Below are 12,446 nucleotides of genomic sequence, written 5' to 3'. Positions count from 1 at the left end.
AACACTATTCCGTCGAAGCTCTGAACTTCTTCTCATACTTCGCAAGGAAGTCGGCCGGCACCTTGAGCACGTTCTCGTCATCACTGTCAATTAGCTGACAAGTACAGTCATACTGAAATTGTCGCTTCTTATTCCGACAGTTTCTCAAGGCCACGAACTCGGCATTGGACTGATCCGAGCCTCCTCCCATGTGCGCTCGCTTATATGTCACGGATACATTCTCCAGGTCCCAAACCAAGCAAGCTGATAGCGCTTTGTGGGCAGAGCCACGCATACCTTCGCGATAAGGATTTGGATCGCCTTTCTTGTGATTCGATCCAATTCCAACTGAGATAATTTTTTGTTTTAAAATTTTTACCATCAGCTCTTCATGGAGCCAGTCTGTGCCAGTCTTGGCGGAGGATTCTGTAGCGGTGCTTGCCGTAACAGGCTGCTGGTTCGGCGCCGGTTTCTGGGCGCACGCACTCAAAACAATCAGTCCCATGCCTAAGGCGGCAAGCGGCGAAATAACTCGCATATCAATCTTCCCCAACGAAATTACCTATCATCGCAGGCGGTATTGAAGCACAATCATACGTGGTTGGGGAAGGCCGTTAGATCAACGCAGGCCAGCGTCTGTTCCGTCGTGTAAGGACTGAAACATGGCCATTTTCCTCCGAACCAACGAATCCTAACCGCAACAGTGCCACAACCCGCAGAAATGCTGGACTTTTCGGCATTCCCTAAGTGCAACATCTCGGATTGTGTTGCACTTTCAGAATCGCTGTAACCCGCAGTATCCCTGGCTTGTGGCACTGTTGCGCTTTGAACAGGGGGGTGTAGGGAACAGGGAAGGGTTCAGGGTGTGGAACAACCGGTCGGCTGGGTCCAGAGCGGACGTTCATTCAGATTGCAGCGAAGGTCCGGAAAGAGCCCACTTTAACTAAGCGAGTATATGCAAGGCTGCGCTCAGTTCCGACAACGATCGTATCTCTGAATCGGCACGTACAGACAGGTCGTGCGGCCAGACTGCGCCGTTCGGAAACCAAATTGTTTTCATTCCGACTTGTTTAGCCCCAACGATATCGGCCGTTGGGGAATCTCCGATGAATACGCAGTCCTCGACGCGCACTGATAACCTTTCGGCAGCGAGATGAAAAATCTTTGGATCGGGCTTTCGCAGCCCAACCGCCTCAGAAATCACGTATTCGTCTGCCATCCGGTCCAAGTTCAGGGCAAGCAAAGATCGGAGTTGGATATGGGTTTGTCCATTGGTGACAATTCCGATCTTGGCTCCTAACTCTCTGATCTCATTGAGTGCGTCGCTAACGCCATCGAATCCAGATGCAAATCGCCATGCGTTGCGTTCGTAGTGATCAAAAAGCTCGACAACTAGCTCTTGGTCATTTCTACCGATCTCTGCAAGTAGTGCCTGATACACTTCATCCTTCGGCTTCATTCCTCGGTTGTCGAGTTCCAAAAAACGGCTAACGGTGTTTTCGAGGTTCGAGAATATGTCCGGATATTGCTTGCCAAGCTGATCTTCTAAGAACCGCTGTAAAGAAAGAGTGCGAGCAAACAGAGTTTCGTCCAGATCAAAAAGTACAGCAGCTATCATGAGCAAAGCAGATCATGTTGGCGCGTTTTCGGCAAGGGCAGCTTTGTCCGCACTGCCGACGATTAATGCCCCAGAACGAAGGCCCGCTTCGGATCTTCCTTCGAAGTTGCCTCTTGCCGTGATGAACAGTCGTCTTCGGACGGCCTTGGTATCGGAATCGCTGAGATGCTACAATCTGTACATGCAAGTGCATTGAGATTTGATGGTGCAGCGATGAGCCACGAACGATTATGAAGGAGATTGTGGCATTGGGCGGCTGGGGTAGCGGACCAACCTTACATCCAAAACAGACGGTGGACGACACGCCGGAGATATCTGTCTTCAACCTGAACGAGGCCGGCGCCTTCGATCGCTTCGGCACGACCAAGGGAGAGGCGGCTATAGGCTGGGGGCAATGCATCGCCTTCGAAGCCCACATGTACGGCGAGGGCAATTCCAAGATCTACCTGCGCTACGGACTGAACGGCCAATCTATGATGGATATCGTGTTGCTGGATTCAACGCCCTGTCATTACGGCGGAGTCCGATGGTGGTTCATATGTCCCGACTCCGGAGAGCGGGCAGGGAAGCTGTTCCTTGCCGGGAGCCCGCCATACTTCGCCAGCCGCAAGGCCCACAACCTCACATACCGATCCTGTCAGGACAGCGGCAAAATCAGCCCAATCATGAAGCTGTTTATGTCGATATCCGACGCCGAGCCAACCATGCTCAAAGCGGCACTGAAACAAGAGGGACTTGTCTGATGAAAGCAAAGCCCAGCACCAATCGCGCGGGTCTAATGAAGCTCTTCAAGAAAACAGTTGTCGAGGACTTCGAGAAAGGCGGCCAGGAGGCCATGGAGCGCTGCTCGCCTTCAAAGGTGCCAAATGGCCTGCAGCCGGTCGAGGCCTCACCAGAGGACCTTATTGCCGAGTATGAGCGGCGCATTGTCGAGCTCAAGCGGGAGATCGAACAGAGAGCAGAGGGCCAACAATCATGAGCAGGCGACGAAAACCGTATTTCTGGCGGGACACGGCGTTTACGGCCGTTGTGATCCTGAGCATGGGCGCCTTGTTGGCGATTGCTTTCGATATAACACCGACATGGGGCACATGACACTGCAGCGAGTTTCGCGACAATTTCACGCGCGCGGGCGCGGTGGGCACTCTGTGCGTGAGGGCTGGTAAATGCCGGGCGGAAGACCAAGCAAATTCTCCAAAGCTGTGGAAGAGCGGCTGATTGACGGTCTGATGGAGTTCAAGAGCATCAGCCAGATCTGCAAGGCACCTAATATGCCGTCGGCGAAGACAATCGCCAGATGGTTCCACCAATACCCGGAGTTCCGCGAGCGCTATCTCAAGGTCTGCGAACTCCGCGAACAGTTGTTCGTAGATGACCTTCTCGAGGCCGGCCCCGGAGCTTTCACGACACCACGAGCCAGGCACGCAGCAGACCGGGCGATATCGCTATTCAAGCGCATGCAGCCCAAGGGTTTGAGGTCTGGATTGACCACCTACTGGAACTGACTTTTCTTAATGATTTAGGAAATCTGGAAATGGGCGGATATGGCAGCGGGCCGACCAGATGCCCGAAGACTGCGGTGGAAGATACGCTCACGCTATCGATATTCGATCTGAAGCGACTTGGCGTCTTAGGCAAGGATTCGCACACGGCGGGCAGCCTCTCCTGGCCGAGCGGATCCAGTATCAGCTATAGTGCGATGGTCTACAGCGCTGGCTATCCACACATCCGCCTGGACTTCTCGTGTCGAGGCAAGCCCATGGTCCAAGAGGTCCAGCTCATACAGACAACCTTGGCCAGCGGCGGCAAGCGCTGGTGGTTCATCTGTCCGGTCACATTCGAGCGTGTCGGTAAGCTTCACTTCGCGGGGAGCCCGCCACGGTTCGCCAGTCGTAAGGCTCATAACCTCACCTACCGGTCATGTCAGGAGAGCCGCCGCTTTGATCGCCTTCATGCCGCCATAGCTGCGCAGCTTGGTAAGACACTGGCTGATGTTAAGCGAACGCTGAGGGGCTGAGTTTTCGGACTCCGTAAAAAGGAGTTTTGCGGGTCCTTAAAGGCGATGCTGTGAGGTGACCTGTTCTAGCAGGCGAATAGCAGGTTAATCATCCCTGTCACGATCGCGCCGCTGGACGACATCGTAAAAGGCGAGTTTGCAGAGAACGCCATCCGCAAGGACTTCCTGCCGAGCGAGGTTGATGCGATCCGGCGGGCAATGCTGCCGAAGGAGAAAGAGGCGGCGAAAGAACGGATGAGCGAGGGCGGCAAGGTAGGGAAACTTTCCACACCTTCCGCCGATGGCAAAACGCGCGACAAAATAGGCGCCTTTGCTGGCGTTTCCGGCCGCACGGTTGAGAAGATCGCCGCTGTTGTCGAGGCTGGACAGCTTCTTATCAATACCAGCTTCAGCGAGCGTGGGGCGTTCGTCCCGTGGTTCCTCGTTGGCACCACGGAGAAGCGAGCCAGTATTCAGCCCCACCGTCTCCTTCTGGGTTTTGATCATTTCACCCAGCGGCCACACGCGCGCCAACGCGAGGCCGGAGACCTAACTGCAGCTAACTGCAATTTCTGCATTGCAGTTAGGTCTGCACTTTAAACGGCAGAATACTGCGGTTCTTGTGGTGCTGAAAAGCTATCTGCACTATCTGCACTAACTGCATAAGGGGAAGGAAATGGAGAGCATCCCGGTTTGTCCCGCCTGATCCCGCGATATTCCGGAAAAATGGCCTGGAAATTTCTGCTTGTGGGTACTCAATGGGTACTCGCCGCAGGGACGGGAGGTGCAAGATTCGGCTAAGTTATTGAAAAATTTGGCTCCGCGGGCAGGACTCGAACCTGCGACAAGGTGGTTAACAGCCACCTGCTCTACCAACTGAGCTACCGCGGAACAAAGGACTCCGGTGTGGCACCGAAAGACCAACGTGGCTCCATGTGGGAGCGGCGGGGTTATATCAAACCCATCAGAGGGCTGCAAATCATTTGGAGCCTTTTTTCTGATTTTTATGACCGCAAGATTGATGCGACATAATTCCCGACCTGACAGGTCATTCGGAACGGCCTTCTCAAGCGCCTGAGGCGACCGTTAGAATACACTTGGCGACGGAAATGTAATCGGAGTTCGGCATGTGGAACCAGCGTAGGAATTCGGCCGTCGAAAGGTCGCCTGTCAGCCAGTTGTCGAGATAAATCCGGCTTACGGGATGAAGCCGTTCGGGCAGACAGACTAATATGCTTTCTCTCAACATCCCGGGAATCCGTAATTGTTTTCGACAAAAGCTGTGTCACCAAGCGATCTTGGCAGCCGCATGGTTAGCAAGAGCTTAACGAAGAAGTGCGCTTTGCGATAGCCACTGGCCGCGTGCAACCCCTATCGAGCGATCACGTTAGCGTGGAGCCGTGTAAAATTTCGAATGGGGTGAGCGGCGAGACGCGTCGAAACAAGCCTTAAAGGCTTGAGGTGACTACCGGACAAATGCGCTGAGAAGGGAATGGAGGCCCGGGCCGGAATCGAACCGACGTAAAAGGATTTGCAATCCTCTGCATAACCACTCTGCTACCGGGCCTTAGCAGCCAACACAGGCGCGTGCCGACCGAGACGGGAGGTATAAAGAGACCGATAATGGCGGTCAAGCGGTCAAGTTAGGGGCAGGGCACGAAAATCACCCGTGTCTTGAGACCGCAGGAAGGTTTGAGACAAAGCGGGCCAATTTCCTGTACATAACGCAGTCAGCCCGCCAAGACTTACCGGCGAACACAGGGTTATTCGTTCAGGAGCAGAGGTAAACGATGGAGCACCCCAAAACGACGGCACTCGACCTGCCCTTGCCTGATCCCTTGCCCGAAGAAGTGTCGGAGCTGTTTGAAAAATGCCAGGAAAAGCTTGGGCTGGTTCCCAATGTGCTCGTCGCCTACGCCTTTAACCCGGCAAAGCTGGCTGCATTCGGGCAGATGTATAATGATCTGATGCTTGGCCCCTCGAATCTTTCGAAACTTGAACGAGAGATGATTGCCGTCGTTATCTCGGCCCAAAATAGCTGCTGGTATTGCCAGGTCGCTCATGGCGCGGCTGTGCGGGTGCTCTCAGACAAGCCAGAATTGGGTGAGGCTTTGGTGATGAATTACCGCATGGCCGATCTGACGCCTCGTGAGCGCGCAATATTGGACTTTTCTCTTAAGATGACCCTCTCGAGTGGTGCGATTGAAGAGGCCGACCGGCAGCATCTACGCAATGCCGGTCTAAGCGATCCAGACATCTGGGATGTCGCAGCAATCGCCTCTTTCTTCAATATGTCGAACCGCTTGGCAAGCGCTGTCGGTATGGTTCCAAACCCCGATTATCACAATCAGGGCCGCTGACTCGTTGCCAGTCGGGATTGCAGAGCTCACCGGATAGTACGTTCGCTTGATTGTGCCGCGACGTGATTTCGATATGATAGCCTTCGTCTGTTTCCTTGGAAAACGTGTGAAATCAGAAGATCGATCCTAGCGGGACCTGGCCAAGCCGACAGGTCCCAGATACCAAAAAGAAAAAATAAGAGTTGGGAGGACCAAGCTATGAAATCCGGATGGGGGAAAACTGCGACCGGCATAATAGGCGCTGCCGCCGCAGCGCTTATCGCTCAGGGCGCTGCTGCGCAGACACTTGATGACCTCGCGGCGGACAAGACCACGCCCGGCAATATCCTGACCTACGGCATGGGTTACGATCAGAACCGGCACAGTCCGCTCGATCAAATCAATACCGAAACCGTCGGCAAGCTTGTACCGATCTGGAGCTATTCGCTGGTGAGCGACCGGGGGCAGGAAAGCCATCCGCTCATTCATGAAGGCGTGATGTACGTTACAACCCATGAAGCGACCGTCGCCTTGGATGCAAAGTCCGGCCGGCAGCTATGGAAAACGATGCTGGAATACCCGGCGGAAACACCCCGGGTCGCCTGTTGCGGTATCGTGAACCGTGGTGCCGCCATCCTAAACGGCAAAATCTTCCGTACCACGCTCGACGCCCATGTGGTGGCGCTGGACGCGAAGACCGGTGAAGAGGTCTGGAAGACTCAGTCCATCGACTTCCGCACCGGTTATTCCATGACTGTCGCACCGCTCATCGCGGACGGCGTGTTGATCGTTGGCATCTCCGGCGGCGAATACGGCATCCGCGGCTATATCGAAGGGTATAATCCTGAGAATGGCGAGCGCTTGTGGCGGACTTACACCATTCCCGAGCCCGGCATGCCGGGCGGCGAAACCTGGCCGGAAGGCGATGCCTGGAAAAATGGCGGCGGGCCGGCTTGGCTGACCGGGACCTACGATCCGGAACTGAACACCGTCTATTGGGGGGTCGGAAACGCTGGACCATGGAACGCGGGTGTCCGGCAGGGTGACAATCTCTACACCGGTTCGATGCTGGCACTGGATCCCAAGTCTGGAAGCATAAAGTGGCATTATCAGTTCACACCGAACGATCCCTTCGACTACGACGGCACGAATGAACTGGTCCTGACCGAAATCGACGGACGAAAAGTCGTGATGCAGGCCAATCGCAATGGTTTCTTCTATGTGCTCGACCGGGAGAAAGGCGATCTCATTGCGGCGAACCACTTCGTGGACCGGGTCGATTGGGCGACCAGCGTTGATCTGACCACGGGTAAACCAAACCAGACGGAAACGGCAGCGAAGGCGCGCAGCGGCGAGCAGGTGGAGTTTTGGCCTTCAGCCTTCGGCGGCAAGAACTGGTCGCCGATGTCCTTCAACCCGACGACGGGTCTGGCTTACGCAAATACCCTGAATATCGGTATGAACTACAAGGCCGTCGAGCCTCAATACCGGGCCGGCGTGTTTTACTTCGGTGCTGAGTTCAGTTGGTCCTGGCCGGAGGGAGACCGCGGTCATCTGCGCGCGATCGACCCGATGACGGGAAAATCCAAGTGGACGGCCGGTTCCGCAATCCCAAGATTTGCCGGTGTTCTCTCCACTGACGGCGGCCTTGTCTTCACCGGTGCTCAGTCCGGGGAATTCGAAGTGTTTAACGCTGAAAGCGGAGAGAAGCTCTGGGAGTTCCAGACCGGCTCGGGAGTCGTCGGTCAACCTGTCACCTGGGAGATGGACGGCAAGCAGTACGTCACAGTCCTGAACGGCGGCGGCGCGGTTTATGTACTCTTTTCCGGCGACGAACGCCTGGCCCAGTTCCCTCCGGGCGGTGCCGTATGGACCTTCGCACTCGGTGGGAATTGAGCACCTATGAAGGCTGCGGTTCCGTTTCTTGCCTGGCTGGCGATATTCTTATCGCCAGCTGCCTTCGCGGATGAGGCGGCCAAGAAAGGCGCGTCGGTCTATAAACAGTTCTGTTCCCATTGCCATGGACTCAACATGGTCAATCCGGGAACCGGCTCATACGATCTCAGGAAGTTTCCCGGCGATCAGAAGGAACGTTTCGTCGAATCTGTCATGAAGGGCAGGGGCGACATGCCGGCCTGGGGTGACATTCTCTATCCGGAAGAACTCGAGGCGGTCTGGTATTACGTCATCACGCAAAACGGCACAAAGCTTGCGCCGGCCGGTAAGCAATCACGCTTGGAGACCCCGCAGACATCCACGGCGTCTGAACTGATAGTGAGTGACACCCTGACCGTCTGTCTCCCCCGAAATGGCGGGATCATGTCAGGCGCACGGCACAAGGGCGGGACAGGCTTCGATTACGACGTCTCGCGCCTTTTGGCCGACAAGCTCGGGCTGTCGCTTGAGACCACGTGGTATGAAGGTGAACTCGAGGAGGAGAGCGATCCGGTCCGGGATGTCTATGCCCTCCTTGCCCATGGCCTCTGCGACATCGCGCCCGGCTACGCACTCTATGAAAATGCTCTCGGAGATCCCCCATCCGCCAGGGCGGCGTTACCGCGTTGGCACGACAGGCCTAAAAACCTGCCATCCGGGCATCAGGTGGACTTGCAGGCGATTTCGGCTTCTCGTCCCTATGGCCGGATTGAAATGGGCGTTGTTCTGGCGGCCAAACATGGCGAAAAGGAAATAAACCAGCTGAATGACCTGCAGGGCCTGAAAGTGGGGATCGAACAGGGAACGCTCGCAGGCGTTCTCACGGTCAAGCAGGCCCCACGACCTGTTGTGGCATCCGCAGTGACTTATCCGCCGGGCCCTGGCTTCCTGTGGAAAATGGAGAACGGTTTATTCGACGCCGCTTTGATCTCCCTTCCTGCCTATGATTTTCATCGCCGCCAGAATCCGATCACGAGCCTCCGGCTCAGCACCTACCGCCATCCGATTTCCTTCAATATCGGCGTTGCCATGCTTGCCCGGAACAGTGAACTGCTAACGCGTGTCGACAATGCGCTCTCGACCTTGCTGGATGACGGATCCATTGATCTTGCGACGCAGAACAGCCGGACACATGTTGCTTCGCCAAGTCCCCCCTTCATTCGGCCTGCGCTGACCCTCTCTGATATCGTCGCTGAGCGGCGAATTGCGCGATAAGCTTCATCACGCGTATACGGGATTTCTCTGGCATAAATCCTAGCCGTTACGGTCGTTTCGTAACCTCTGGATGCTGTCTGAGCGATTGTCTTCGTCCGATCGTCGTCATATAACGTCGCAGAGGGTTGCGTATAGGGATTCGCGGCTTCTTGCCTCTATGGCTAGAACCTGATTGTTTACTTTGGTTCGAGGTAAAATCTGTATCGGGCTCTCATTTGTAATGTTGGAAGGCGATACCGGCATTTTATTGTGTCAAACAGGATCGAACGAATTCGAGAGCAAACGGTACCTGTTCAGCATCGAATAGGTATCGATAGTTTGCTCTGGTTTATATATTTAGAGCCTCTTTGCGGCGTCGGATTTTGACGCACAACGCTCTAGGAAATGACGAGACAGAAATGATCGATTTCACTGCAGCCCGCGCGAATATGGTGGAAAGCCAACTCCGAACCAACAAGGTCACCGATCAACAGGTGATTGCCGGCTTCGAGTCGATCCCGCGCGAAGCGTTTCTGCCGGACACGCTTCGCGGTGTCGCCTATGTGGACGAAGATCTCGCGATTGGCGGCGGACGCCATGTTATGGAGCCGATGATTCTCGCGCGCCTGATACAGGCCGCTGCTCCTGGAACCAACGATATGGTTCTGGAGATCGGTTCTGCACTGGGCTACGGCACTGCCATCCTCGCCCAGATCGCCGCAACAGTGGTGGGGCTGGACAGCGACCAGGAACTGGTGGCGACCGCGAACGAAACCTTGAACGGGATGGGCATCGATAACGCAGTCGCTGTTTCAGGTGATATGACTCAGGGCTATGCCAAACAGGCACCTTATGATGTCATCCTCTTCAGCGGTTCGATTGGCGAGGTTCCCGAGGCCGTGGCCGCGCAGCTTGCGGACGGCGGACGGCTTGTTGCGGTCATTCAGGACGAGACCGGTTTAGGCCGGGCGACCTTGATGCTGCGTAACGGCGAAACTATCTCACAACGGCGGTTGTTTGATGCCTCGACTCCTGTTCTTAACGGATTCGAACGCGTAAGTGGATTTGTGTTTTAATCAACCGGTAGACTTCCCGCGTCCGGACGCTGTGCCGGACCTGCATCGTAAAAGCTTATTGGGAGCGGCAAAGTGAAATTGAAATCGGTCCGACAAAGCACCGGAACTCTGCGAGGCTTGAGCGTCCTAACGGCGGCCGCTCTTATGATGTCGCAGGTATTTGCGGTGTCGACGGCTGAGGCGCAAACGCTTCCTGAAGCATTGTCGCAAGCCTACGATTCAAACCCCACTCTGCGGGCCGCCCGCGCGGAATTGCGATCGGTCAACGAGAATGTGCCGCAGGAGCTTTCCAATTGGCGCCCGAACGTCACTGCGGGGTCATCGCTGGGAAAACGCCGCTCGGAAGTGGATTCAGACGGAACGGACAGCGAAGATTCCCTCACGCCTTTCACCGCCAACATCGACGTCACACAGCCGCTCTATCGTGGCGGACGCACGATTGCAGGCACGGAACGGGCCGAAAACGAAGTTAAAGCGCAGCGCGAAAGCCTGCGCTCGACCGAGCAAAGCGTTTTGCTGAGCGCTGCCACGAGCTACACGGATGTCTGGCGCGATCAGGCAGTGTTGCAGCTGAATATCAGCAACGAGGGTGTTCTTGCACAGCAGCTTGAGGCGACTGAAGACCGCTTCGAAGTCGGGGAAGTGACTCGTACTGACGTCGCCCAGGCCGAAACGCGCCACGCGACCGCGGTTTCCGATCGTATTGCCGCCGAGGGTAATCTGACGTCGAGCCGAGCTGTGTACCAAGAAGTCATCGGATCTTTCCCCGGAACGTTGCCGGCACCTCCTGTGCCTGGAGACTTGCCAACGGCGCAGGACGAGATTGTTGCCCAGGCGACGAAAAACAACCCGGATGTCACTTCAGCGGTCTATACCGAGTTGGCCGCCCAGAAGAACGTGCGTCAGGTGACCGGTGAACTATATCCAGAAGTAAGCCTGGTTGGTTCCCTGTCACATCAGGATGAAGTCAGCAGTTCGGATACGGAAACGGATTCCGCGTCCCTGATTGCTCAGGTTTCGATCCCGATCTATCAGCAGGGCAGCGTTTCGAGCCGGGTGCGTGCAGCCAAACAGATCTCCAGTCAGCGGCGTGTCCAGATCGAGGAACAACGCCGTCGTGCGGAACAGGTCGCAGTGTCGGCCTGGGAAGCTCTGATGACGGCGCAAGCCCAGATCAGGTCCTTCGAATCCGCCGTTGCCTCGGCCGAAATTGCGCTTGAGGGCGTACGCCAGGAAAACGAGGTTGGCGCCCGGACCATCCTGGACATTCTTGATGCTGAACAGGAGCTTCTGAACTCCCAGGTCAGTCTGGTCGGCGCTCAGAGGGACGAAGTTGTTGCCGGATATCAGGTGCTGTCGGCGATCGGGCGGCTTAATGCCGGCTTCATCGGATTGCCGGTCGAAGTTTACGATGTTGAGGCCGATTATAGGTCGGTTCGGGATAAATGGTTCGGCTTGAGTGCTCCCGGAACCGAATAATTCATCACTTTAACGGTTTTTAACCAGCTTGTGCTATTCCCTAGGGCCAAGCATCTTGCTGTTCATGTACTGTTAACTTCGTTTTTACGCCAGGATACCTGATCGATGAGTGATCAACAGAACCAAGACGAACCGTCAATGGAGGAGATTCTCGCCTCCATCAGGCGGATCATTTCTGAAGACGATCCCGAAGAAGGTCAGGGCGAGGAAGAAGTGGCCGCGGAACCTGAGGCGGCTGCCGAAGAAAGCGCAGACGACGAGGAAGATGAGTTGGAGCTGACCGAAAAGGTGGAAATCGAAGCTCCCGCCGAAGAGGCGGCTACGCCAGAAGAAGACGTCGAAGTCGAGGCGGTGGAAGAGGAAATTCCTGAACCGAAGCCGATTTTTGACGAAGGGGATGCCGAAGAAGCGCCGGCTCCAGAGCCCGAAATCGAGCTTGAAGCAGAGCCAGAAGCAGAAGCAGAACTGGAGGCGGTCGAAGACGAAGCACAAGAGCCGAATGTGGCGCTTGAGTTGGACGACGAACTCCTGGAAGAAAATAAGAGCGACGGTGGCGAGAGCCTGATCTCCGAGCCCACGCAGGTTGCGGCGAGCTCGGCACTGTCTGAAATCGCAAAAGCGGCACTCACCCAGCGAGCGCTTGCCATTGGCGATGGACGGACCCTTGAAGACCTGGTTCGTGAGGCTTTGCGCCCGGAACTCAAGCTCTGGCTGGATGCCCATCTGGCGTCGATGGTTGAACGCATCGTCCGCGAAGAAATTAAAAAAATGGTCCGCCGGGTTGAGAATCAGTAACTCCGCCGGTAAACACTTCAGGCGATAGCCGGCTA

14 protein-coding genes and 2 tRNA genes are annotated in these 12,446 nt (G+C 55.7%); 10 read left to right on the top strand and 6 right to left on the bottom strand.

The features are described 5' to 3' along the window. Positions 1-4: 4 nt before the first annotated feature. Both QMZ18_RS21615 and QMZ18_RS21610 read right to left on the bottom strand, forming a co-directional pair. Positions 5-517: a hypothetical protein gene (locus QMZ18_RS21615; RefSeq protein ID WP_282608420.1), complete on the bottom strand. Its 513-nt coding sequence runs from the start codon at positions 515-517 to the stop codon at positions 5-7. Positions 518-922: 405 nt separating this feature from the next. Next, positions 923-1,597, bottom strand: coding sequence for an HAD family hydrolase (locus QMZ18_RS21610; protein ID WP_282608419.1), 675 nt, complete (start codon positions 1,595-1,597; stop codon positions 923-925). 230 nt (positions 1,598-1,827) lie between these two features. Here QMZ18_RS21610 and QMZ18_RS21605 point away from each other — a divergent pair, with 230 nt between their 5' ends. The 4 genes from QMZ18_RS21605 (at position 1,828) to QMZ18_RS21590 (ending at position 3,614) form a co-directional block, all read left to right on the top strand. Beyond that, positions 1,828-2,340 carry a hypothetical protein gene (locus QMZ18_RS21605; RefSeq protein ID WP_282608418.1) on the top strand — a complete coding sequence of 171 codons (513 nt, stop codon included), beginning with the start codon at positions 1,828-1,830 and terminating at the stop codon, positions 2,338-2,340. Beyond that, positions 2,340-2,576: a hypothetical protein gene (locus QMZ18_RS21600; RefSeq protein WP_282608417.1), complete on the top strand. Its 237-nt coding sequence runs from the start codon at positions 2,340-2,342 to the stop codon at positions 2,574-2,576. Before QMZ18_RS21605 ends, QMZ18_RS21600 begins: the two co-directional genes overlap by 1 nt. 187 nt (positions 2,577-2,763) lie before the next feature. Further along, complete coding sequence (locus tag QMZ18_RS21595) at positions 2,764-3,102, top strand: hypothetical protein (RefSeq protein ID WP_282608416.1); 339 nt, start codon at positions 2,764-2,766, stop codon at positions 3,100-3,102. Between the two features lie 29 nt (positions 3,103-3,131). Next, the gene (locus QMZ18_RS21590) at positions 3,132-3,614 is read left to right on the top strand and encodes a hypothetical protein (protein WP_282608415.1); all 483 of its coding nucleotides are present in this window, start codon (positions 3,132-3,134) and stop codon (positions 3,612-3,614) included. An 84-nt stretch (positions 3,615-3,698) separates the two neighbouring features. Here QMZ18_RS21590 and QMZ18_RS21585 read toward each other — a convergent pair whose 3' ends face one another. The 4 genes from QMZ18_RS21585 to QMZ18_RS21570 all read right to left on the bottom strand — a co-directional run bounded on the left by QMZ18_RS21585 (position 3,699) and on the right by QMZ18_RS21570 (position 5,160). After that, positions 3,699-4,076 carry a hypothetical protein gene (locus QMZ18_RS21585; protein ID WP_282608414.1) on the bottom strand — a complete coding sequence of 126 codons (378 nt, stop codon included), beginning with the start codon at positions 4,074-4,076 and terminating at the stop codon, positions 3,699-3,701. A 332-nt stretch (positions 4,077-4,408) separates the two neighbouring features. Beyond that, positions 4,409-4,484, bottom strand: a tRNA-Asn gene (locus QMZ18_RS21580). Between the two features lie 175 nt (positions 4,485-4,659). Next, positions 4,660-4,842 carry a hypothetical protein gene (locus tag QMZ18_RS21575; RefSeq protein ID WP_282608413.1) on the bottom strand — a complete coding sequence of 61 codons (183 nt, stop codon included), beginning with the start codon at positions 4,840-4,842 and terminating at the stop codon, positions 4,660-4,662. A 244-nt stretch (positions 4,843-5,086) separates the two neighbouring features. Next, positions 5,087-5,160, bottom strand: a tRNA-Cys gene (locus tag QMZ18_RS21570). A 223-nt stretch (positions 5,161-5,383) separates the two neighbouring features. Between QMZ18_RS21570 and QMZ18_RS21565 the strand changes: the two genes are divergently transcribed. The 6 genes from QMZ18_RS21565 (at position 5,384) to QMZ18_RS21540 (ending at position 12,411) form a co-directional block, all read left to right on the top strand. After that, entirely contained in the window at positions 5,384-5,953 is a 570-nt protein-coding gene (locus QMZ18_RS21565) for a peroxidase-related enzyme (RefSeq protein ID WP_282608412.1), read from the top strand. A 198-nt stretch (positions 5,954-6,151) separates the two neighbouring features. Beyond that, positions 6,152-7,828, top strand: coding sequence for a PQQ-dependent dehydrogenase, methanol/ethanol family (locus QMZ18_RS21560; RefSeq protein ID WP_282608411.1), 1,677 nt, complete (start codon positions 6,152-6,154; stop codon positions 7,826-7,828). Positions 7,829-7,834: 6 nt separating this feature from the next. Further along, entirely contained in the window at positions 7,835-9,082 is a 1,248-nt protein-coding gene (locus QMZ18_RS21555) for a c-type cytochrome (RefSeq protein WP_282608410.1), read from the top strand. Between the two features lie 398 nt (positions 9,083-9,480). Continuing rightward, entirely contained in the window at positions 9,481-10,137 is a 657-nt protein-coding gene (locus QMZ18_RS21550; protein WP_282608409.1) for a protein-L-isoaspartate O-methyltransferase, read from the top strand. A gap of 72 nt (positions 10,138-10,209) precedes the next feature. Next, entirely contained in the window at positions 10,210-11,616 is a 1,407-nt protein-coding gene (locus QMZ18_RS21545) for a TolC family outer membrane protein (RefSeq protein WP_282608408.1), read from the top strand. Positions 11,617-11,721: 105 nt separating this feature from the next. Continuing rightward, a complete protein-coding gene (locus QMZ18_RS21540; RefSeq protein WP_282608407.1) occupies positions 11,722-12,411 on the top strand; it encodes a DUF2497 domain-containing protein in 690 nt (229 codons plus the stop codon). Positions 12,412-12,446: the final 35 nt, after the last annotated feature.

This window comes from Pelagibius sp. Alg239-R121 (assembly GCF_947331435.1).
Classification (GTDB): domain Bacteria; phylum Pseudomonadota; class Alphaproteobacteria; order Kiloniellales; family Kiloniellaceae; genus Denitrobaculum.
The sequence above is the reverse complement of the archived record's forward strand: the minus strand, read 5'-3'. Positions and strand labels throughout refer to the sequence as shown.